Here is a 20,399-nt window from a genome sequence, read left to right on the forward strand (position 1 = left end):
GGAGCAGCCCGATGTTTCATACCATCGCGCGCTTCGAGCTGCGCTATCAGGTGGGCAACCCGGTGTTCTGGGTCGCCACCGTCATGTTCTTCCTGCTGACCTTCGGGGCGACCACGGCGGAGTCGATTCGCCTCGGCAGCGGCGGCAACATCCATACAAATGCGCCCACCGCGGTGGCGCAGATCCAGCTGATCATGTCGCTGTTCTTCATGTTCGTGACCACGGCTTTCGTCGGCAACGTGGTGGTGCGCGACGATGAAACCGGCTTCGGCAGCATCATCCGCTCGACCAGGATCGGCAAGCTGCCCTATATGTTCGGTCGTTTCAGCGGCGCGTTTCTCGGCGCCGCGGTCGCGTTCCTGGCGGTGCCGCTGGCGATCTGGATCGGCACGTTCATGCCGTGGGTCAACCCCGACTTCCTCGGCCCGAATCGAGTGCAGGACTATCTGTGGGGCTACTTCGTCCTCGCGCTGCCCAATCTGCTGATCACCTCGGCGATCTTTTTCGCCGTCGCCTGCTGGACGCGTTCGGTGACGTACAGCTACCTGACGGTGATCCTGTTCATGTTCGGCTACTTCGCGCTGACCGCGATGCTGAGGAAATGGCCGGACCTGTCGGTCGCGGCGTATTTCGAACCGTTCGGCTCGATCGCTTACAGTCTGGGCATCCGCTATCTGACGCCGATCCAGGCGAACACACAGGCGCTGGAGCTGAACGCGCTGCTGCTCGGCAATCGCCTGCTGTGGCTGGCGATCTCCGCGGCGATAGTCGTCATCGCGGTGTGGCGCTTCCGTTTCGCCGAACGCGGCGTCTCGAAGAGTGACGCCAAACGCCAGGCGGCGCGCGAGCAGAAGCTGGCTGCGGTCACGCCAGTAATCGTCGATCGACTGCCGGCCAACACGCCTGAGCGGGCAGCCTGGCATCAGCTCCGGACGCGCACGCTGTTCGAGATGAAGCTGATCTTCAAGAGTCCGGCTTTCTGGGTGCTCGCTCTGGTCTCGGCGCTCAACCTGTTCTCGACGCTGAACCTCGCCGGACGCTTCTATGACGTGCCGATGTGGCCGCGCACGTTCGCGATTGTCGACGGGGTCCGCGGCGCCTCCGTCCTGATCACGCTGCTGATGGCGATCTATTTCGCCGGCGAGGTCGTCTGGCGCGAACGTGAGCGCCGCTTCAACGAGATCGTCGATGCGACCCCGCTGCCCAACTGGGCCTTCCTCATTTCCAAGCTCGCCGGTGTCGCGGGCGTGCTGCTGGTACTGTGCGTGGCGGTCGTGTTGCTGGAATCGATCCTGTTCCAGTGGGCGCGCGGGCTCACCGATATCGAATTCGGCCAGTGGCTCGCCTGGTTCGTCGCGCCCAGCGCGCTCTACGTGATCCAGATTTCCGTGCTGGCGATCGTGGTCCAGGCCGTCAGCCCCAACAAGTTCGTCGGCTGGGGGATCATGCTGCTCTATCTCATCGCCGGCACGGTATTCGCCGGCATGGGGCTCAATCATCCGCTGCTCAACTATGCGGAAGTGACCGTACCGCTGTCGGACATGAACGGCGCGAACTATGGCGGCACCGAAGGCTGGTGGCTGCGCACCTATTGGACGATGTTCGCCGCGATCCTGGTCGTGATCGGCCATCTGATGTGGCGCCGTGGAACCGCTGTCACTCTCGACGGCCAGTGGCGCACCTTGCCGGCGCGGTTGCGCGGCAAGCCGCTGGCGTTCCTGTCGAGCGCGCTGCTCGTCACGATCGTCATGGCCGGCTTCCTCTACTACAACATGAACATCCTCAATCATTTCGTCAGTCAGGAGGAAGAGGAGAACCGTCTTGCCCGCTATGAGAAGGAATATTCCCAGTACGTCGGGTTGCCGCAGCCGACGTTGACCGATATCAAGCTCGACGTCGATCTGCAGCCGTCGCGCCGCGTGGCGCGGTTCGATGGCAGCTACCGCTTCGTGAATGCGACCGCCGTGCCGATCGAGACGCTGCACGTCCGCATGATGATTCCGTTGGTGCCGTTGCGCTCAGTGTCGGTGCCCGGGGCGAAGCTGGTGCACGAGGACAAAGTAAACAATCATCGCATCTACCAGTTCGACAGTCCGCTGCAGCCGGGCGCGAGCGGCAGCCTGACCTTCCAGAGCGTGTACGAAAAGCGCGGCCTGGCGACCTTGCCGAGCGACAAACGGGCCTACGAGTTCGACGCGCAGCCGGCGCCGAACGGCGCCTATCTGACCAACCTGGGATTCGCCCCGTTCCTGGGCATGAACCGCTCGGGCTTCCTGCAGGGGAACAACCTGCGCCGCAAGTATGGGCTCGAGCCCGAGCTGCCGACGCCGCAGCTGGAAGATGAGGCGGCGTTGGCCTGGAGCTATGTAGGCGTGGATCGCGTCAACACGGACATCACCGTCACGACAGACGCGGATCAGACGCTGGTGGTGACGGGCGCGCGGGTATCGGACAGTGTCGCCAACGGACGTCGGACGGCGCGATTCGTGTCGCCCATTCCCACGCTCAACTTCATCACGATTCAGTCGGCGCGCTACGACGTGAAAACCGCCGATGCGGACGGCGTAAAGCTTAGCGTCTACTACTTCCCCAAACATCCGATGAACATCGATCGGATGCTGGCAGTGATGCGGGATTCGCTCGATTACTACCGCAAGAATTTCGGGCCGTATCAGTACTCCTACGCTCGCATCATCGAACGGCCGGACTATGGCGGCGGCGCGAACTCCGCGCCCGGCACCGTCGGCTATTCGGAAAAGGCCGGCTTCACCATGGATTTCCGCGATCCGCAGCGGCTCGACTTCCTGGCCTATGTCACCGCGCACGAGCTGGCGCATCAGTATTGGTTTCATCAGGTGATGCCGGCGGACGTGCAGGGCGCGGAAGTCCTGACCGAGACCCTGTCGCAATATTCGGCGCTGATGGTGATGAAACATCGCTACGGGCCGGATCAGATCCGGCAGTTCCTCAAGTACGAGCACGATTACTACTTGCAGGGGCGTCGGAAGGAAGCGGCGGACGAGCAGCCGCTCGCGCGCGTGAACAAGCAGGGCTACATCCACTACAACAAGGGCTCGATCGTGATGTACCTGCTCCAGGAGCATCTGGGCGAAGAGCGCGTGAACACCGTGTTACGCGGCCTGCTCGACCGCTATCGCTTCAAGCCCGCGCCTTATCCGCGGTCGAGCGACCTCGTGGACGGCCTGCTGGCGCTGGCCCGCACGCCGGAGGAGCGCGAGCTGATCCTCGATCAGTTCTATCGCATCACGCTCTATGACCTGCGGGCGAAGCAGGCGATGGTCCGCAGCCTGCCCGACGGTCGGTTCGAAACGACGATCACCATCCATGCCGCAAAAGCCTATGCCGACGGCAAGGGCAACGAACGGCAGGCCGAGTTCAACGAGCACGTCAATGTCGGCGTGTTCACCGCGCAGCCCGGCGACAGCGGTTTCGGTCGCGAGAACGTAGTGTCGATGCAGCGCCTGCCGATCCGTTCGGGCGAGCAGCAGATCCGGATCGTCACCCAGCGCAAGCCGGTCTACGCGGGCGTCGATCCGTATCTCACCTTCATCGACCGCAACTTGAACGACAACGTCATGCCCGTCTCGGATTCGCGGGGTAACGACTCATGAGTACGTCTCGACTAAAGCAGAAATTCATTCGCATCGCCGCCGTGTTCGGGGCTTGCATGCTCACGACGACATCGATGGCGGACGCGCCGTCGAAGCCAGGCGAGCCGTTCTCGCGAAACGACGTTCCCAAAGAGTTCAAGGCGCCACCCGCCGAGCGCGACTACACGCGACGCGTGGAGATGATTCCGATGCGCGACGGCGTCAAGCTGCAAACTTTCATCATGGTGCCGAAGGGAGCGAGGAATGCTCCCATCTTGCTGACTCGTACGCCGTACAACGCATCGGCGCGATCGCAGCGGTCCAGCAGCGCTTCCTTGGTGAATGCCGTGCAGCTCGGCGATGAGGAGTTCGCGAAGGCGGGTTACATCCGTGTGTATCAGGACGTGCGTGGCAAGTACGGCTCCGAGGGCGACTATGTGATGACGTGGCCGGCGCGCGGGCCGTTGAACACGACTTCGACCGACCACGCGACCGACACCTGGGACACCATCGAATGGTTGATCAAGCAGCTGCCGGAAACCAACGGTCGCGTCGGCATGATCGGGTCTTCGTACGAGGGATTTACTGTCGCCATGGCGCTGCTGGACCCGCATCCGGCGTTGAAGGCCGCGGTGCCCGAGAGCCCGCTGATGGATGGTTGGATGGGCGACGACTGGTTCCACAACGGCGCCTACCGCCAGATGATGATGCCCTACATATATATGCAGACCGCCAGCCGCGAGGCGGGCATTTATTCGGGGCTCGGCGGCGACGCCTCCCGCAATACGCACGATGACTACGACACATTCTTGCGGGCCGGCTCGGCCGGCGACTATGCGCGTAAATATGGGTTCGATCAGCTGCCTTGGGTGGCGCGCACGATGGCTCATCCCGCTTACGACGCGATGTGGCAGGAGCAGGCCGTCGACAAGCTGCTCGCGGCCAAACCGTCGTCGGTGCCGACGCTGTGGGAGCAAGGGCTCTGGGATTCGGATGACATCTGGGGAGCGAGCCGTGCGTGGCTGGCGCAGAAAGCAGCAGGGCGCTCCGCCAACAACTGGCTGGTCATGGGGCCTTGGTTTCATAGTCAGATCAACGGCACGGGTTACGAGGCGGGGCCGCTGAAATGGGAGGGTGACACGGCGAGACAATACAACCGCGACATGGTGCTGCCGTTCCTGGAGCACTATCTGCGTGACGGCCCGGCTCACAAGCTGCCTCGCGTCACCGTCTACAACACCGGCGAGAATCGCTGGGAGCACCTCAACGATTGGCCCTCGGCCTGCGAGCGCGGCTGCGCCACCGGCATGAAGCCGCTCTATCTCCGGGAAAACTTCGGCTTGTCGTTCGAGCAGCCCCCCGGCTCGAAGACCACGGACGCGAAGGACCTAGACAGCTACGTCAGCGATCCGGCCAAGCCGGTGCCATTCATCCCGCGGCCCATTCCCGATCCGTTCTCCAACATGGCGGCAGGCTCGTGGAAGTCGTGGGGCGAAGCGCCGATCGCGGATCAGCGGTTTGCGGACGGCCGCCCCGACGTGCTCACTTACGAGACGCCAGTGCTCACATCGCCAGTGAGCGTGCAAGGCATGCCGGTCGTGGATCTGCGGGCCATGACCACGGGCACCGATGGCGACTTCGTCGTCAAGCTCATCGATGTCTACCCGGCGGATTACCCGAACAATCCGAAGATGCGCGGCTACCAGCTGCCCATCGCCATGGAAATTCTGCGCGGTCGCTATCGAAACAGCTTCGAGCATCCCACCGCGATTCCGGCCAACAAGGCGCAGCAGTATCGATTCGAGCTGCCGAACGTCAACCACGTGTTCCAGCCGGGGCATCGGATCATGGTGCAGATCCAGTCGACGCTGTTTCCGATCTACGACCGCAACCCGCAGACGTTCGTGCCCAATATCTTCAACGCCAAGGCGAGCGACTACAAAAAGGCGGAGATCGGCGTGCTGCGATCCAAGGCCCAGCCCAGCGCGGTGTTACTGCCGGTGGTCGACGCCAATTAACGCTCGCCAATTAATGCTCAATATTATGCGCGCCATTATTCCGGCTTATCCCCCGTATTAGAGCTATTAGTTATCGTTACTTCGGAGCTGGCGGCAATATAGACCGCAGGCCAAATCGAATTCGTTGATCGGGGAGTGCGAGTGGACAATCCAAGCAAAACAGCTGCGGCGCCGGCGTCGGCCGACGTGGAAACCTGGAAGAGCACCACGCTCGCCGCAAGTCTCAAAAAGATGCCGGCGCGCCAGGCGCAGTTCACCACGCTGTCTGGCCTCCCGATCAACGAGCTGTACACGCCGGCGGACATCGAGAACATCGACCCCGCGAAGGACATCGGCTTTCCAGGTGAGTATCCGTACACACGCGGCGTGCACCCCACCATGTTTCGCGCCCGGCCCTGGACGATTCGCCAGGTGGCCGGCTTCGGCACCGCCGAGGACACCAACGGCCGTTACAAATATTTGCTCGCGCACGGCGAAACCGGCCTGTCGACCGACTTCGATCTGCCGACGCTGCTCGGCTATGACTCCGACCATCGCATCGCCGTGCCGGAGATCGGCAAGATCGGCGTCGCGGTGGACACGGTGGACGACGTTCGCTTGCTGATGAAGGACATCCCGCTGGACGAGGTGTCGACCAGCTACACCATCAACGCTTCGGCGTTCGTGCTGATCGGCATGTATGAAGTGGTCTGCAAAGAGCAGAACGTGCCCAAGGAGAAGATCACCGGCACCTGCCAGAACGACATCCTCAAGGAATATACGGCGCAGAACGAATATATCTATCCGCCGGCGCCGGCCGTACGATTGGTGGTGGATACGATGGAGTACGCGGCCAAGACCATGCCGCGCTACAACCCCATCAGCGTCTCGGGTTATCACATCCGCGAAGCCGGCTCGAACGCCGTGCAGGAACTGGCGTTCACGCTGGCCGGCGCTCACTGCTACGTGACCGAAGCCGTCAAGCGCGGCATGTCGGCCGACTTCGTCGCGCCACGCGTTTCGTTCTTCTGGGACATTCACAACGATTTCTTCGAAGAGATTTGCAAGCTGCGCGCGGCGCGGCGCCTGTGGGCTCGCATGATGCGCGACTGGGTCGGCGCGAAAGATCCGCGCTCGTGGACGATGCGCGCTCATAGTCAGACGGCGGGTGTGAGTCTCACCGCTCAGCAGCCGGACAACAACATTGCACGCACGGCGGTCCAGGCGCTGGCTGCGATTCTCGGCGGCACGCAGTCGCTGCACACCAACTCCAAGGACGAGGCGTATCAGATTCCGTCGGAAGGCGCGATCAAGATCGCGGTGCGCACTCAGCAGATCCTGATGCTGGAGAACCGCGTCGCCGACGTGGTCGATCCGCTCGGCGGCTCGTACTACGTCGAATCGCTGACTTCGCGGCTCGAAGAAGAAGCCGAGGCGCTGATTCGTCAGGTGCTGGATCGCGGCGGCATGGTGCAGTCGATCGAGGATGGCTTCATTCAGCGGCAGATCGCCGATGCCTCGGCCGCCTACCAGCGCGCACTGGAAAACCACAGCGAATACATCGTGGGCATGAACATCCAGGTCGAACCCGAAGGCGAGCTGCCGTTCGAACCGTTCGTGCTCGATCCGGGGTTGGGCGAGCGTCAGATCGCACGCACTCAGGGAATCCGGCGTTCACGCGCACAGGGCGAACACGCCAGCGCGCTGAGGGAGATCGAGGCTGCGGCTCGGGGCGATATCAATACGATGCCTGCAGTGGTTCGCGCCATCAAAGCGCAGGCGACCGTCGGCGAAATCTGCGATGTGATGCGTGGAGTGTTCGGCGAATACCGCGCGCCGCTCGTTTACTAATCAAGATTATCTAGAGATCAGAACATCATGAGCAAGCCTCTGCGTGTGGTTGTGGCGAAGCCGGGACTGGACGGCCACGATCGGGGCGCGAAGATCATCGCCCGCGCCTTCCGCGATGCTGGTATGGAAGTCATTTATACGGGCATCTTTCAGACCACCGAAATGATCGTGCGTACCGTGGTCGAAGAAGACGCCGACGTGCTCGGACTGAGCATCCTGTCGGGCGCGCATCTGCACTTCGCCGAAGAAATCTGCAAAGCGCTGCGCGAACAGGCCGCCAAGGAAGTGCTGGTGGTCATGGGTGGCATCCTGCCGCCGCCGGATATTCCGAAAGTAAAGGGGTTCGGTGTCGGCGAAGTGTTCGGTCCGGGTACGCCGACGGGCACGATCATCGACTTCGTTCGTAAGTGGCACGCTGCCCAATGAACAGAGTCGAGCACGGCAGCGTGCCGCGTCTGGATGCGATTCTGGCGCGCGCCGCATTATCCGATCCAGACCGCGAAGCCGTCGTCTTCGGTGACTTGAGCTGGACCTACTCGGTGGTCCACGAGCGCGCCTGTCGCCTCGCTGGCGCGTTGGCTGAGTTGGGTGTGCGCAAGGGCGATCGGGTGGCGCTGTGGACCACCAATCGACCGGAGTTCGTCGAAGTGTTCTTTGGCGTGCCGCAGCTGGGCGCGATCTGTTCGCCAGTGGATTTCTGGTGGAGCTGGAAGGATGCAGCCGTAGCTCTGACGCAGATACGCCCGAAGGTGCTCATCGTCGGACCGGCACAGGCGGCGCTCGTCGCCGAGTCGCGTGCCGCGCTTCGCGAGGTCGGTATCGAGCATGTGTTGTGTCTGGATGCGCCGCCGGCAGGCAGCGAATTCAAATCGTATGCCGATGCGATCTCGAATGCCGGGAAGCTGAAACATTCCACACCGGTCGCGGCGAGCGATCCCGCTATCATTTTGTTTACATCGGGATCGACAGGACGCTCCAAGGGGGCGGTGCATACGCATGGCGGCCTGATGGCCACGGCCACGACGATGTGCCTGGAACTGGGCCTCGCGGATGGAGAACGGACGCTGCATTTCCTGCCGCTGTTCTCGTCCTGTCTGGAACATCTGCTGCCGCTCACGCTGGCGCGAGCGACGCACGTGATTCTGCCGCACTTCGACTCGCATGCCGTATGGGACGCGGTCCGGGATGCGAAGGTCACGCATTTCGATGCGGTGCCGACCACATTACGCCGCATTCTTAAAGATGCGCCGGCGGAGATTCCTCCGTCGCTGCGCATGATCTCATATGCATCCGAGCGCATGCCCGAGCCGCTGATCAGGGCGCTGCTCGAACGCATGCCCGGCGTGCGCTTCGTGCAGTTCTACGGAATGATCGAGCATTTGTGCCTGACGGTGCTGAGCGCCTCGGATCATCTCAGAAAGATCGATACCGTCGGCCGACCGATGCTGGGAGCTCAGCTGTATTGCTCGGAGAGCGGTGAGATCGTCGCGCGCAGCCCCACGATGTTTGCCGGTTACTGGAACGACCCCGAGACCACCTCGAAAGTGATGCACGAGCAATGGATGCGGACTGGCGACATCGGACAGTTCGACGACCAAGGCTTTTTGCGACTGAAGGGACGCGTCAAGGAAATCATCAAGTCCGGCGGCATGACGGTGATCCCCAACGAGGTCGAAGCCGCGCTGATGTCACATCCGGGCGTCAGCGATGTCGCCGTGGTCGGGATGCCGGACGAGGAATGGGGCGAAGCCGTGCATGCGTTCGTGATTCCGGCGTCGGGCGCCACCGTTTCCGCCGCCGATCTGAAAGGCTACTGCCAGGAACGCCTGGCCAACTACAAACGCCCCAAGGTCATTCACCTCGTCGCCGAGCTGCCCAGAACGGGCATCGGCAAGATCGCGCGTCGCGTGGTTCGCGAGCGGGCGCTCGCGTCTGGCGTCATTTGACAAAGAGGTTTCGATGCAAAGTCTGATTCGTTTGCGCATGTCCACGGCCGATGGCCACTACGCTGGCGGTCTGGTCGACGGCGCCAGGATCCTGCAGCTGATCAGCGATGCGGTCACCGAAGTACTGATTCAGAACGACGGCGACGAAGGCCTGATGCGCACCATGAACGCCGAATTTCTGGCGCCGGTGCGCAGCGGCGACTATGTGGAAATCCGCGCGAAGCTGCTGACTACTGGCAAGTCTTCGCGCCAGATCGAGTGCACGGCTCACAAGGTCGCGCAGCTGGTGACGCCGGAAGATTCGGCGGCGGACGTGCTCGCTGAGCCAGTGCTGGCCGTGAAGGCGACTTGTGTGGCCGTCGTTCCAGTGCCGAAGCAGCGCGCGGTAAAGAAATGAAGACCGTCGAGGAATTGCTCGCGGCCGCTCGCGAAGGACGAACCGCGGCGATTGCCAGGTTGCTGTCCATCGTCGAGAACGACGAACCGGGCGCCGCTGAGATCATACGCGCGACCTATCCGCACACCGGTCGGGCGATCAAGGTGGGCTTTACGGGTCCGCCGGGCGCGGGCAAGAGCACATTGGTGTCTACCTTGACGGCCGCGTATCGCAAGATCGTGCCGCGCGTGGCTGTCGTCGCCGTCGATCCATCCAGTCCATACACCGGTGGCGCCATTCTCGGCGATCGCATTCGCATGCGGGATCGCTATCTCGATACCGGCGTCTTCATTCGAAGCATGTCCAATCGTGGACAGTCGGGTGGCCTGTCGCGTGCGACGAGGCGTGTCGTCAGCGTGCTGGATGCGATGGGCTTCGACGTGATCCTGGTCGAGACGGTCGGCGTGGGCCAGCAGGAGATCGACGTCGTGCGCGTCGTCGATACCGTTTGTTTACTGACCATCCCCGGCGCCGGCGACGACATTCAAGCCATCAAGGCGGGCATCATCGAGATCGCCGACGTGCTGGTCGTCAACAAGGCGGATCGGCCCGGTGCGGACGAGGCCGTGAAGGACCTGATTCAGATGCTCAACCTCGGCACGCCCCGCAACGATTGGCGCACGCCGGTGATCAAGACGTCCTCCAATACCGGCAACGGCATCGAAGACCTGATGAGCGCGGTCCAGAAACATCGCGAGTGGGCGACCAACGGCGGGGAAGCGAAACAACGCAACGCCGACGCGATGCGAACCGAAATCCAGGCGTTGATGCGCGGGCGCGTACTGCGTGAGCTCGAGAATCGCATGGATCCGCAGCACCTGGAGAGCGTCGTGTCGCAGGTCGTGGACAAGCAACTCGATCCTTACGGGGCGGTGGACGCACTGCTGGGACCCGAGATCAAAAAATAGCGCGCGACACTTCGCGAACGGGGGGAGGCGATGGGCAATCGGTTGAGCAAGATCTATACGCGCACCGGTGACGACGGCACCACCGGCCTCGGCGATGGCCAGCGCATCGCGAAGGATCACGAGCGTGTCGAAGCCTATGGCGCGGTCGACGAGCTCAACAGCGCCATCGGAGTGCTGCTCGCGACGCCGGGACTGCCTGCGCAAGTGAGCTCGTGTCTCACCGAGGCGCAACACGACTTGTTCGATCTGGGTGGGGAGCTGTGCATTCCTGGCAGCCGCGCCATTACCGCAGAGCAGGTTGCACGACTGGAGCAGGAACTGGATGCGTTCAATGAGCCGCTGCCGCCGCTCAAGGATTTCATTTTGCCTGGCGGCGGCCCGATGGCGGCGGCATGCCATCTGGCCCGCGCGATCGCGCGCCGCGCGGAACGCAGGGTATGGACCTTGGTGACGATGGAAGCATCGGCGCCGCTGGCGCAGGAAAGCGTCAACCCCGAAGCGACTCGCTATCTGAACCGACTATCGGACCTGTTATTTGTCATCGCTCGCGTGTTGTCGCGTCACGAACGCGGCGCAGAGGTGCTGTGGCGTCACGACCGGAAGGGACCATAGATGAATCGACGAATCAAGCCGGTCGAAGCCTGTATCGAGGGCGCTGAACGCAAGGGTCTGGATCGGACGCTCGGCGCGATGCAACTGATGTTGCTCGGCGTGGGCGCGGTCATCGGCACCGGCATTTTCGTTCTTACCGCGGTCGGGGCGGAGCGTGCAGGGCCCGCGCTGCTACTTTCCTTTGTCATCGCGGCCATGGTGTGTGCCTTCGCGGCGCTGGCCTACGCTGAGCTGGCGGCAATGGTGCCGGTGGCGGGCAGTGCCTACACCTATTCATACGTGGTGATTGGCGAGTTCGTCGCCTGGCTGGTCGGTTGGAATCTCATACTGGAGTATGCCGTTGCGGGCGCGGCGGTCGCCGTCGGCTGGTCCGGTTACATGAGTGGGCTGCTACAAAGTATGGGGATCGAGCTGCCCCTGGCGCTCAAAGCCGGTGTGTTCGCCGTCAAAGGTGGCGGCGTGAATATCATCGCCGTCAGCGCCGTAATGGCGGTCACTGGGCTGCTCATCTTCGGCACGCGCGAGAGCGCGCGACTCACGTCCGCGTTGGTGTTTGTGAAGATGCTGGCGCTCGGCGCTTTCATTTTCATCGCGGTGCCCCAGATCGATTGGGACAACTTCCAGCCGTTCATGCCTTACGGGTTCGGCACCACTGAAGAGGATGGCGTGGCCAAGGGAGTCATGGCGGCCGCCGCGTTGATCTTCTTCGCGTACATCGGCTTCGACGCGGTGTCGACGGCCGCCGAAGAGACGCGCAATCCGAATCGGAACGTGCCCATCGGACTCATCGGGTCGCTGGTCATCTGCACCGCCGTCTATGTGCTCGTTGCCGCCGGAGCGGTGGGCACGACTCAGTATCAGGAGCTTGCCGGCAACACTGAGCCGTTGGCCTCCATCCTGCGCACGCTGGGCTTTCCGACGGTGGGCAATTTCGTGGCGCTGGCGGCCATCGTCGCGCTTCCCACCGTGGTGCTGATGATGATATTCGCGCAGACGCGCATTCTCTTCGTGATGTCGCGTGACGGCCTGCTGCCGGATCGCTTGAGCAACGTACATCCACGCTTCCGCACGCCGCACATCATCACGGCCGTGACCGGATTCTTCGTTGCCGTCGTGGCAGGCTTGTTCTCGGTCGACGAAATCGCCGAGCTGTCCAACACGGGCACGTTATTCGCGTTCGTCGTGGTGAGCCTTTCGGTGATGATCCTGCGCCGTGCCCAGCCCGATCGTCAGCGACCGTTCCGCTGCCCGACGCTCTGGCTGGTCGGGCCGCTGGCGGTGCTCGGATGTTTGTATCTGTTCTCGAGCCTGCCCAAGCTGGCGCAGGGCCGGTTCGCCATCTGGACCGCCATCGGCGCGGTGGTCTATTTTCTCTACGGCTACCATCGTAGCCCGCTCGGCAAGAAATGAGCGCCGAGCGGGCTCGTTGAGTCGGGGGCGCTAACGCGTCCCCGCGGGTGTCACCGGCAAGCGGATGCGAGATCGGTACTTGCTGGAGTGGTGCACGCTGTTACGCGCGATCACCGGCTTGGACTCATCGAAGTTGTTGCCGCCGGTGTTCAAGTTGCGGTCATAGCGTGGGAAGTTGCTGGAGGAGACCTCCAGTCGCACCCGATGTCCCTTCTTGAAAGTATTCGCGGTGATCATCGGCGCGAACGTCAGTTTGTAGACCTCGCCTGACTTCATGAACACCTGCTTGTCGTAACCTTCGCGATATCTCGCGCGGAAGATGTTGTCGTCCAGGTTGTAGGCGACCCCTTCAGGATTCACGTCGAGGAGCTTGAGCGTGAAGTCCGTGTCCTTGGCGTCCGAGGAGACATAGATCTCTACTTCAACGAAGCCCGCGACGGTGAGCTCCTCCTTCAGTTCGGGAGTCGTGTAGACCAGGATGTCGTTGCGCATTTCGAGGGTCGATTGATCGAAAGCGCCGGTGGCCTTGATCGATCCCATGCAGCACGCACCGCCGCCGAGCGTCTGTACTGGTCGCAGCGGGTCGTAGACAAACGTGTCCGCCGCGGATTGCTTTGGCTGCTCGAAGCTCAGGACGCCATCGCCGTGCAGTGTATTGGCGCTGCCGCCACTGGTCAGATACAGATCGACGAGCTTGGTGCCCTTCATGGGGAAGCTGTCGCTGCTCACCCATTTGTTGGCGCCCATCTGATAATAGTCGACCTTCGGGCGCTTCAGCGCGTTGTTGCTGACGCCCTTCAGCCAGTAGTCGAACCATTCCATGTAGCGCGTGATGTAGTCATAACGCGCATCGCCGAGATCGCGATCGCCAACCATGGTATGCCGCTTTTCACCGCCCATCATGCAATGAGAGGTGGGGCCGATGAACATCTGCTGGGCATTGCGCGCGCGGTCCGTCGAAGTGTTGTCGCGTGCGTAGTTGTAGAGAGCGACGTTCGGGGCGACGCTAACGTCATACCAGGAGAAGCCCCAGAGCATGGGCACGCCGAACTTATCGCCTTCGTTCGACAGCGCGATGTCCTTCCATGCCGGATCTGCTGGCGTGCGCCTCGAGAAGCGATCCCAGTCGGTCACCGGGCCGTTCACGGCCTTGTTGAGATCGGGCACGGGCAGGTGTCGATAGTACTTCTCGTAGTCGAAGCCAGGTGACGTGCCAAAGTCACCCCGATTGGGATGGAGGCGAAAAGTCTCGCCCAGGCGCTCTCGGTCCTCCGCGCTCAGTCCTTCGGGATATTGCGGGCGCGGGTCGCCGTACTTGCCGTGGAAGATGAGTCCGCGATACCAGGAGGCGAACAGCAATTGCAACGCGCCGCCACGGAACGTATTGCCTTGCTCCATGTACGGGCCGATTTTGCCGATGCCGGCGCCTGGGCCCAACGCGATAGCAGCGGCATGGGCCGGGTGTGCCGCCGTGCTGAGCTCGAGCTGATTCTCCGCGGTCGACGAACAGCCGTAGGTGCCGACTTTGCCGTTCGACCACGACTGCTTCGAGATCCAATCGATCGTGTCGTAGCCGTCGTCGCCGGCGTTCGCCAGATATTCATACTCGCCGCCGGACCAATAGCGGCCGCGCTCGTTCGAATGCACGATGGCGTAACCGCTCTCGAGCAGCGCGACGTTCAAATCGTTCAGCGGCATCACGCCGGGCGTGAAGAACATGTCCGGCAGATAGGGCGAGCGCCACAGCACCGTCGGAAACGGTCCCTTGCCACGCGGCAGATAGATGCTCGCGTCCAGCTTCACTCCATCGCGCATGGGGACCTCCCGATGCAGCATTTTTTTCTCCACCAGGTCAGCCTCGATCTCCTCCCAGCTTTTGTAGTTGGCGGCCTGCGCCGAGGCGTGCAGGCAGCCTGCAATGCTCAACGCCAGGATCGTGGCTCTACGAAATGATCGCATCGGTCAACCTCCGGTGAGTCAGGGGAGCAGGGCAATGGCTTCGTGGTTTATCGGTTCTGTTTCAGGCGCTGAGCCGCGAGCTCGTAGACGTTCCGTTGTTCCCCGCTCGTCATACGCGACCAGGCGGCGATTTCGGACAGCAACCGACCGCAGCCGATGCAAACGTTCGATCGATCGAGCTTGCATATGCCGACGCAGGGTGAGGCAGGAGCGGTGTTCGTTTTCTCCGCGGACTGTGACATTTGGTTGCTCTGGATTCGAGCAGCCGATGCTACCGCGGGACATCAGGCCGCGAGATAAATCTCTCTAATGGGGAAGATAAGAAAGATTGGTTCTGTTCGATGGGCGCGGGGACATATAAGGCGGGCTAATGGCCGCCATTAGAACAATCACATTCCGCCAGATCGGTTCGGGCCTAATCTTCGAGTACCAGCAGTCATCGCGACAAAGGACGCGTGCCCAAAGTGAGTTCGCTGACCGGAGCAATTGCCCTCATCGAGAAGATCGAGCTGTGGCGCGAGTTCGCCTTCGGTCACAAGGACCTCGCTCCAAACACCGCGCCGCCTACCACCAAGCACGAATCGAGGAGTTTCGAGTTGCTGCATCAGGTGTATGAAATCTATCGCGGCCACTCGAGCGGCGCGATCCCCGAGGATGTCTGGCTCCGCTGCTCGAGCGTGCTGTGGACGCTGCTGTCGACGGTACGCTTCAAGGCTCAGTGGGAGGCGGCGAAGGCGGAGTTCCCCGAGGATTTTCAAGCCTTGATGCACGGAATACGCGCGTCATGATCTACGAGTTGCCCGACAAGCGCGTGCATGTGCTGGGCTCCGACCACTACATCGCGCCCAACGCTGTTCTGATCGGCGATGTGACCATTCACACCGGTGTGACCCTATGGTTTGGATCGGTCCTGCGGGGCGACAACATGGCTATCGTCGTCGACGAACGATCGAACATCCAGGACGGATGCATCCTTCACACAGATCCGGGATACGAGCTGCGCGTGGGCAAGGGCGTCACCGTCGGGCATGGCGCCGTGCTTCATAGCTGTGACATCGGCGATGACAGCCTGATCGGGATTCACGCGACCGTGCTGACCGGAGCGGTGGTTGGCCGTGACTGCGTGATCGGCGCCAACTCACTGGTGACCGGGGGCTCGCGCATTCCCGATGGCTATCTTGCATTCGGCAGTCCGGCGAAGCCGCAGCGGTTGCTCACAGAGGCTGAGCGACAGCTGATCCGAGACAGCGCTCGCGACTATTACGAGCGTGGCAAGCGATATACAACCTTGTGCAAGCCGTGTTGACCCGCTCAGAGGTTCACAACGTAGGGAGTACCGCGCGAACGTGAGCTTCAAAGCTCTTGAGCAGTCTCGATGACTTGGCAGGGCCGGTCTTCACCGTAATTCCCACGGAAGGAAGTTTGGGCAAGCCGGTCGAGAGCGGCAGCACCTGAAGATCGGGTGGAACGGCCGTTTGAGTCAGCACTGTGATCGCCTGACCGGAGCGAACCACAGCCGTCAGTCCTGTGACGCTGCCGCTCGCGTAGGCGATGCGATAGCTGCGGCCAACTCGCTCCAACCGCGAGGTCGCAGCCTGATGATCGAGAGTATCCACGTCCGACAATGCCAGTTGCAGCGGGTCCAGGTTGAACGCGGTTCCTCCTTTGGCTCCGACCCACACAAAGGGCTCGCGGCGTAGGAATTGGTCGCGCTGCGGACTGTCCGGCATCGAGACGATGGCAATGTCCAGGACCTGGTCGTTGAGCCTTTCGAGCAGCCGGGGTGTCGGAGCACAGATGACTTCGACGAATACCTGCGGGTGCTGCTGGGCGAAGGTTTGCAGCAGGGGCGGCAGAAAAATTCGCGCGTAGTCGTCGGGACAGCCGAACCGGATGTTCCCCGACAGGCTCACGCCCATCAGCTCCGCGACGGCTTCGTCATGCGTGCGCAGGATCTTCTGCGCGTGCTGGAGTAGCCGTTCTCCCTGCAGCGTCAGCGTGATTCCTCGGCCCGTCCGGATCATCAGCGTCTGCTGGACGGCGATCTCCAGCCGCTTGACCTGCTGGCTCAACGCCGCCTGGGTTCTGCCGACCCGGTCGGCGGCCCGGCTCATGACGCCGGCTTCGGCGATGGCGGCAAAGTTTCGCAGCAGATCGATGTCGAGCTGAGTAGTCATAGCCATTAGCCTGCGTTATCGCCCGTATTAGAGCTATTAGCTGTCGTGAGGCTCCGATGGTAACTAGAATTTTACCGTCCGCAAGCACATGAGAGCTGTCTTCGGCGAGAAATCGAGCCTTCGAGTCAACTCGAGCGACAGGAACAAACAAACTTTCGCGCCGGACTCGCGGGAGTGTTGTCGTGCCCGATGCATGGTCAACCGTTAGCTGGCTGGCGCCAGCGGGTGGGATACAGCGACGTGAGTACTTCAGTAGAACATCGCTTCGCCGATGCAGAGCGCGAAGCGGTGTATCGCGCCATTGCCAAACGTCGCGATATGCGCCACTTCCGCAGTGACCCGATCGATGAAGCGACGTTGCGACGCCTGTTGCATGCGGCACACCAGGCGCCCAGCGTGGGGTTGATGCAACCGTGGCGGCTGATAAGAATCACAGATCGCTCGTTACGAGTTCAGATTCATGAGCTGGTCGAGCGCGAGCGCCAGGCAACAGCCGCGGCGCTCGGCGGGCGCAGCGACGAGTTCCTGCGTTTGAAAGTCCAAGGCGTGCTCGAATGCGGCGAAGTTCTGATCGCAGCGCTCGCGGACGACCGCGAGCGGCACATCTTTGGACGTCGCACGCTGCCGGAGATGGATCTGGCTTCCGTTGCCTGCGCCATTCAAAACCTGTGGCTCGCGGCGCGCGCCGAAGGTCTGGGCATGGGCTGGGTTTCATTGTTCGAGCCCGCGGAGCTGGCGCGCCTGCTCCACATGCCGGCCGGCGCGAAGCCTATCGCGATTCTATGCCTCGGCCACGTAGAAACGTTCTATCCGGCGCCCATGCTCGAACTGCAAGGCTGGACTCTTGGACGGCCGCTGCAGGACTTCGTCTTCCACAACCGTTGGCGCCAGAGCGGCGAGGAGGGCTAGCGCTAGCAATGTTCCTTCATGAACTTTGCTTTCTGGGTTTTCTTTATGGTCGTGTTCGCCGGCACTTCAGAAACTCTTATATGACACATTAGCCTTATTAGTAACGACCGCGCGTGGTCCCTCCTAGAATCGGCCGCATCTTTCGTTGTTCCACGCTCATCAGACCAAAACTTAGAAACAACTCGGCAAATGGGGAGGGATGCATGTCACTTCACCAACTCGTGAACGTGGGGGTGTCGGCATTGGCGATGGTGTGTCCGGCGCTGACGATGGCGCAGACCAGGTCGCCCAATGAAACTGCCGCGAGCGGCACCCTGCAAGAGATCGTCGTCACGGCGACGCGACGCGCGGAAACGATTCTCGATGTGCCAATCAGCATGGCTGCCTACACGCAGGAATCGCTGGATCAGAAGGGTGTCCGGAGCATCGAGGATCTGGCTCGCATCACGCCGGGCCTGTCGATCATGCAGGGCTTCTCGGGCATCAAATACATCTCGATCCGCGGCGTCGAGTCGCGTTGGGGCGCGACGACGACCGGTGTCTATATCGATGAAACTCCGGTGCAGGTGCGCTCGCTCAGCGTGTCGACCAACTTTTATCCGGCGCTCTTCGATCTCGAGCGCGTCGAGGTTCTGCGCGGCCCGCAAGGTACGCTGTTCGGCGCCGGCGCCATGGGCGGCGCGGTGCGTTTCATTCTGGCAAAGCCAGGGCTAACGGAATATTCGGCGTCGGCGCGGACTGAAGTGGGGATCACCGAGGGAGGCGACTGGAGCAGGGAAGTCGGTGGGGCGATCGGCGGGCCGCTGGTGGAGAACAAGATTGGCTTTCGCGCCAGCGCCTATCATCGTCACGACGGTGGCTACATCGACCGTGTTCCCTTCTACGCCCATCGCGGCACGCCCGAAGAGGATTCGAACTCGCGCGACGTTCTGGTCGGCAACGCGTCGCTGGGCTTCGAACCGAGCGAGGACATCACGATCACGCCCGCGGTTTTCTATCAGAAAGTGGATCGGGACGACACCGATCAGTTCTGGACCTGGAAGCCCGGGTCCACGCGGGAGCCGCTGCCGTACTTCACCAACGGCGAGGGCGTGGCCTCGTGGGGCGAGGACAAAACCGTTCTTTATTCGCTCAATGCTGAATACGATCCAGGCGGCGTCAGCCTGATCAGCAACACGTCGTACATGGATCGCGAGGTCGTCTCGCGGGATGACGGCACCGCCTTCATCCTCGACGTCTATGGTCCCGCTTTGTTGCGGCCTGACGGGATGGGCGGCGTGAGGCGCACGCTGTTCTCCGATCAGTTCCCCGACGGCGGTGAACGCAGCACGATCAATCTGTGGATGACGCAGCGATCCTTCACTCAGGAACTGCGGCTGCAATCGAACGCGGCCGCGGATTCGAAACTGAGCTACGTGTTCGGCTTGTACTATCAGAACCTGCGTCAGACGGTGAGGGAGCGCGACTCGGCGGTCGTGCCCGACGTGTTCTCAGCCAATGTGGTTGCGCCGCTGTTCGGCCTTCCGGTCGGCACTCCCATTCCTCTGGCGCCGGACGGTGCGTTCTCGATAGCTTTCGACGGAACACGCGACGAGCAATACGCGGCGTTCGCGAATCTGGACTACAAGCTGACGGATCGACTCACCGTCAGTGCCGGCGCCCGTATCTCTCGAATGGAGTTCGACTTCGTGGGCACGAGCGAATTCGCCGGGATTCCCGACAGAGCGTTGGGCCGAGCGGAGGAAACACCCGTCACGCCCAAATTCGGCATCGAGTACGAGCCGAGCGAGAGCTGGCTGATCTATGCCAGCGCGGCCGAGGGTTTCCGTCCCGGCGGCGCCAACAGGCTGGTGGGTGAGGGCACGTGCGTGAGCGAACTGGAAGCGCTTGGCATGTCGCAGGTTCCCGCGTCGTACCAACCGGACAGCGTCTGGAGTTACGAGTTGGGCGCCAAGGGCCGCTTCGGACGCGCCGTGACGATCTCGACCAGTGTCTTCAACGTCGATTGGAGTGACAGACAGCAGCTGCGAACGCTCCTGCCCTGCGGCGCGGTCTTCATCGACAACTTGGGAGATGCGCGCAGTCGCGGCTTCGACGCACAGATCACGCTCAACCCGCTCGCGGGTCTGACGTTCGATCTCGGCGTGGGCTATCAGGACACGACCTTCCAGGACACGCTGTACGCCGCGGTGGCCACGAATCCAAAGCCGATCATTTCCCGCAAGGGCGACCGGCTCGCGACGCCCTGGGTCGCGAACTTCGCCGCGGACTATGAAACATCTCTTGGCTCCGGCGCACTGCGGGGCTACGGCCACGTGCAGTACGACTTCAAGAGCGACTGGGAGACCAGCAATCCGGGCAATCAGGGCTACAACGCGGCGACCGCCCCCCAGGACGATCAGCACTTCGTCTCCGCCAGGGCCGGTGTGCGCAAAGGTGCGGTCGATGTCTCGCTGTTTGTAAACAACTTGCTCGACTCGAGAGACATTGTCGGCAGGCTCAACTTCGCTCCGTCGGAGCGCCTGCTGATCCAGACGTTCCGTCCGCGGACGTGGGGCCTCACCGCGAACTATCGCTTCTGAG

General features: G+C 62.1%; 16 protein-coding genes. 13 read left to right on the forward strand and 3 right to left on the reverse strand.

What is annotated here, in order from left to right; genetic code table 11:
- The first annotated feature begins 11 nt into the window (after positions 1-11).
- The 9 genes from VGD45_RS26170 (at position 12) to VGD45_RS26210 (ending at position 12,771) form a co-directional block, all read left to right on the forward strand.
- Positions 12-3,632: an ABC transporter permease/M1 family aminopeptidase gene (locus VGD45_RS26170; RefSeq protein ID WP_331158325.1), complete on the forward strand. Its 3,621-nt coding sequence runs from the start codon at positions 12-14 to the stop codon at positions 3,630-3,632.
- Positions 3,629-5,629, forward strand: a complete 2,001-nt coding sequence (locus tag VGD45_RS26175; protein ID WP_331158326.1) for a CocE/NonD family hydrolase — start codon at positions 3,629-3,631, stop codon at positions 5,627-5,629. The genes VGD45_RS26170 and VGD45_RS26175 overlap by 4 nt, the downstream gene beginning before the upstream one ends.
- 141 nt (positions 5,630-5,770) lie before the next feature.
- Positions 5,771-7,459 carry an acyl-CoA mutase large subunit family protein gene (locus tag VGD45_RS26180; protein WP_331158327.1) on the forward strand — a complete coding sequence of 563 codons (1,689 nt, stop codon included), beginning with the start codon at positions 5,771-5,773 and terminating at the stop codon, positions 7,457-7,459.
- Between the two features lie 27 nt (positions 7,460-7,486).
- Entirely contained in the window at positions 7,487-7,885 is a 399-nt protein-coding gene (locus VGD45_RS26185; RefSeq protein ID WP_331158328.1) for a cobalamin B12-binding domain-containing protein, read from the forward strand.
- Positions 7,882-9,405 carry a class I adenylate-forming enzyme family protein gene (locus VGD45_RS26190; RefSeq protein WP_331158329.1) on the forward strand — a complete coding sequence of 508 codons (1,524 nt, stop codon included), beginning with the start codon at positions 7,882-7,884 and terminating at the stop codon, positions 9,403-9,405. Before VGD45_RS26185 ends, VGD45_RS26190 begins: the two co-directional genes overlap by 4 nt.
- A 13-nt stretch (positions 9,406-9,418) precedes the next feature.
- Positions 9,419-9,802, forward strand: coding sequence for a hotdog domain-containing protein (locus VGD45_RS26195; protein ID WP_331158330.1), 384 nt, complete (start codon positions 9,419-9,421; stop codon positions 9,800-9,802).
- Positions 9,799-10,749, forward strand: coding sequence for a methylmalonyl Co-A mutase-associated GTPase MeaB (meaB, locus tag VGD45_RS26200; RefSeq protein WP_331158331.1), 951 nt, complete (start codon positions 9,799-9,801; stop codon positions 10,747-10,749). The genes VGD45_RS26195 and meaB overlap by 4 nt, the downstream gene beginning before the upstream one ends.
- 30 nt (positions 10,750-10,779) lie before the next feature.
- Positions 10,780-11,361 carry a cob(I)yrinic acid a,c-diamide adenosyltransferase gene (locus VGD45_RS26205; protein ID WP_331158332.1) on the forward strand — a complete coding sequence of 194 codons (582 nt, stop codon included), beginning with the start codon at positions 10,780-10,782 and terminating at the stop codon, positions 11,359-11,361.
- On the forward strand, positions 11,362-12,771 hold the full coding sequence (locus VGD45_RS26210; protein ID WP_331158333.1) for an amino acid permease: 1,410 nt from the start codon (positions 11,362-11,364) through the stop codon (positions 12,769-12,771).
- Between the two features lie 30 nt (positions 12,772-12,801).
- On the opposite strand, the gene VGD45_RS26215 is transcribed toward VGD45_RS26210, so the two are convergent.
- Together VGD45_RS26215 and VGD45_RS26220 are read right to left on the reverse strand one after the other, a co-directional pair.
- Positions 12,802-14,730, reverse strand: a complete 1,929-nt coding sequence (locus VGD45_RS26215; protein ID WP_331158334.1) for a CocE/NonD family hydrolase — start codon at positions 14,728-14,730, stop codon at positions 12,802-12,804.
- A 47-nt stretch (positions 14,731-14,777) separates the two neighbouring features.
- The gene (locus VGD45_RS26220) at positions 14,778-14,972 is read right to left on the reverse strand and encodes a DUF1289 domain-containing protein (protein WP_331158335.1); all 195 of its coding nucleotides are present in this window, start codon (positions 14,970-14,972) and stop codon (positions 14,778-14,780) included.
- A gap of 213 nt (positions 14,973-15,185) precedes the next feature.
- Between VGD45_RS26220 and VGD45_RS26225 the strand changes: the two genes are divergently transcribed.
- Positions 15,186-15,518 carry a hypothetical protein gene (locus tag VGD45_RS26225; RefSeq protein WP_331158336.1) on the forward strand — a complete coding sequence of 111 codons (333 nt, stop codon included), beginning with the start codon at positions 15,186-15,188 and terminating at the stop codon, positions 15,516-15,518.
- Positions 15,515-16,036 carry a gamma carbonic anhydrase family protein gene (locus tag VGD45_RS26230; protein WP_331158337.1) on the forward strand — a complete coding sequence of 174 codons (522 nt, stop codon included), beginning with the start codon at positions 15,515-15,517 and terminating at the stop codon, positions 16,034-16,036. The genes VGD45_RS26225 and VGD45_RS26230 overlap by 4 nt, the downstream gene beginning before the upstream one ends.
- Positions 16,037-16,049: 13 nt before the next feature.
- On the opposite strand, the gene VGD45_RS26235 is transcribed toward VGD45_RS26230, so the two are convergent.
- Positions 16,050-16,907, reverse strand: coding sequence for a LysR substrate-binding domain-containing protein (locus VGD45_RS26235; RefSeq protein WP_331158338.1), 858 nt, complete (start codon positions 16,905-16,907; stop codon positions 16,050-16,052).
- A 240-nt stretch (positions 16,908-17,147) separates the two neighbouring features.
- Between VGD45_RS26235 and bluB the strand changes: the two genes are divergently transcribed.
- Both bluB and VGD45_RS26245 read left to right on the forward strand, forming a co-directional pair.
- On the forward strand, positions 17,148-17,816 hold the full coding sequence (gene bluB / locus VGD45_RS26240) for a 5,6-dimethylbenzimidazole synthase (protein ID WP_331158339.1): 669 nt from the start codon (positions 17,148-17,150) through the stop codon (positions 17,814-17,816).
- A gap of 203 nt (positions 17,817-18,019) precedes the next feature.
- On the forward strand, positions 18,020-20,398 hold the full coding sequence (locus VGD45_RS26245; protein ID WP_331158340.1) for a TonB-dependent receptor: 2,379 nt from the start codon (positions 18,020-18,022) through the stop codon (positions 20,396-20,398).
- Position 20,399: the final 1 nt, after the last annotated feature.

Origin of the sequence: Steroidobacter sp. (genome assembly GCF_036402275.1) — a bacterium.
Lineage (GTDB): Bacteria > Pseudomonadota > Gammaproteobacteria > Steroidobacterales > Steroidobacteraceae > Steroidobacter.

What these genes read in the sequence shown, in the direction of transcription:
- VGD45_RS26170 (WP_331158325.1), top strand. Translation starts at nt 12, where the DNA reads ATGTTTCATACCATCGCGCGCTTCGAGCTGCGCTATCAGGTGGGCAAC.
- VGD45_RS26175 (WP_331158326.1), top strand. Translation starts at nt 3,629, where the DNA reads ATGAGTACGTCTCGACTAAAGCAGAAATTCATTCGCATCGCCGCCGTG.
- VGD45_RS26185 (WP_331158328.1), top strand. Translation starts at nt 7,487, where the DNA reads ATGAGCAAGCCTCTGCGTGTGGTTGTGGCGAAGCCGGGACTGGACGGC.
- VGD45_RS26190 (WP_331158329.1), top strand. Translation starts at nt 7,882, where the DNA reads ATGAACAGAGTCGAGCACGGCAGCGTGCCGCGTCTGGATGCGATTCTG.
- VGD45_RS26195 (WP_331158330.1), top strand. Translation starts at nt 9,419, where the DNA reads ATGCAAAGTCTGATTCGTTTGCGCATGTCCACGGCCGATGGCCACTAC.
- meaB (WP_331158331.1), top strand. Translation starts at nt 9,799, where the DNA reads ATGAAGACCGTCGAGGAATTGCTCGCGGCCGCTCGCGAAGGACGAACC.
- VGD45_RS26205 (WP_331158332.1), top strand. Translation starts at nt 10,780, where the DNA reads ATGGGCAATCGGTTGAGCAAGATCTATACGCGCACCGGTGACGACGGC.
- VGD45_RS26210 (WP_331158333.1), top strand. Translation starts at nt 11,362, where the DNA reads ATGAATCGACGAATCAAGCCGGTCGAAGCCTGTATCGAGGGCGCTGAA.
- VGD45_RS26215 (WP_331158334.1), bottom strand. Translation starts at nt 14,730, where the DNA reads ATGCGATCATTTCGTAGAGCCACGATCCTGGCGTTGAGCATTGCAGGC.
- VGD45_RS26220 (WP_331158335.1), bottom strand. Translation starts at nt 14,972, where the DNA reads ATGTCACAGTCCGCGGAGAAAACGAACACCGCTCCTGCCTCACCCTGC.
- VGD45_RS26230 (WP_331158337.1), top strand. Translation starts at nt 15,515, where the DNA reads ATGATCTACGAGTTGCCCGACAAGCGCGTGCATGTGCTGGGCTCCGAC.
- VGD45_RS26235 (WP_331158338.1), bottom strand. Translation starts at nt 16,907, where the DNA reads ATGACTACTCAGCTCGACATCGATCTGCTGCGAAACTTTGCCGCCATC.
- VGD45_RS26245 (WP_331158340.1), top strand. Translation starts at nt 18,020, where the DNA reads ATGTCACTTCACCAACTCGTGAACGTGGGGGTGTCGGCATTGGCGATG.